2 protein-coding genes are annotated in these 1311 nt (G+C 70.2%); one reads left to right on the forward strand and one right to left on the reverse strand.

Annotated elements, in window-relative coordinates:
• Nucleotides 1-754 (forward strand): lysozyme (locus BN12_RS21780; RefSeq protein ID WP_327152688.1); only part of this gene is annotated, 754 nt, incomplete at its 5' end.
• 72 nt (nt 755-826) lie between these two features.
• Here the strand turns inward: BN12_RS21780 and rpsT are convergent.
• Nucleotides 827-1087 (reverse strand): 30S ribosomal protein S20, encoded by a 261-nt coding sequence (gene rpsT / locus BN12_RS21785; protein WP_048555636.1) that lies wholly within the window; start codon nt 1085-1087, stop codon nt 827-829.
• Nucleotides 1088-1311: the final 224 nt, after the last annotated feature.

Here is a 1311-nt window from a genome sequence, read left to right on the forward strand (position 1 = left end):
CGCCGGCATCACGACGGCCGGCGGCGCCTACATGGGGTGGTCGATCCGGCATACGGGCACTGCGGGGGCCGCGCCCGCAGCAGAGCCGGCGAGCGCAACCGCGGCCGAGCCCGCGCTGTCCGCGAAGGCCGGCGTGACCCAGACGCCCGGCATCGACGTGTCGAGCTGGCAGGGCAACGTCGCGTGGTCGTCGTGGTGGAGCAAGGGCAAGAGGTTCGCCTACGTCAAGGCGACCGAGGGCACCGGCTACACCAATCCGTACTACTCCCAGCAGTTCACGGGCTCCGGCAAGGTGGGGATGTACCGCGGCGCCTACCACTTCGCGCTCCCCGACCGGTCCGCCGGCTCGACGCAGGCCGACTATTTCGTGAGCCACGGTGGGGCGTGGTCCCGCGACGGCCGGACCCTGCCGGGCGCTCTCGACATCGAGTACAACCCCTACGGCGCGACGTGCTACGGCCTGTCCCAGAGTGCGATGCGCAGCTGGATCGCCTCGTTCACGAGCCGCTACAAGGCGCGGACCGGGCGCGACGCGGTCATCTACTCGACGACCGACTGGTGGACGCAGTGCACCGGCAACACGAGCCAGTTCTCCAGCACCAACCCGCTGTGGATCGCCCGGTATGCCGCGACCCCCGGCACCCTGCCGACGGGCTGGGTCTACCGGACCTTCTGGCAGTACACCGACTCCCCCATCGACCAGGACTCCTTCAACGGGAGCCTGTCCCGGCTCAAGGCGCTCGCCGTCGGCTGAGCGCGAGGGCCTCACGGATGCGGCGAGGCCCCCCACCAGGCAGGTGGGGGGCCTCGTCGCCGGGCGTCCGCGTCAGAGCGTGGCGGCCCGCTTGGCCATGGCCGACTTCTTGTTCGCGGCCTGGTTCTGGTGGATGACGCCCTTGCTCACGGCCTTGTCGAGCTTGGTCGACGCGGTCCGCAGGGCTTCGCGCGCCTCCTCGACGTTGCCGGCGTCCGCGGCCTCGCGGAACTTGCGGATCCACGTCTTGACCTCCGACTTCACGGCCTTGTTGCGCTCGGTCGCCGTCCGGTTGGTCTTGATCCGCTTGAGCTGGGACTTGATGTTTGCCACGTGTGTGCTTCCTTGGGTCGGTTGATGTGCCGTTAGAGGGCGGCAGACGCGACGCGGGACCGGGCGTGGGGCACCCGTGGTTGCGACGCGCTGGGTGGTGCTTCGTGCGCGCACGACCTGGGCGCGCACGCGAGGCGCAAATCTACCAGCGAGGCGTCGCGCCTTCCAAAACGACCGTTCTCGCGCTCCGACCCCGCCTCCACTCCTCCCCCACCCCTCCCCCC

It is taken from the genome of Nostocoides japonicum T1-X7, assembly GCF_001046855.1.
Lineage (GTDB): Bacteria > Actinomycetota > Actinomycetes > Actinomycetales > Dermatophilaceae > Nostocoides > Nostocoides japonicum.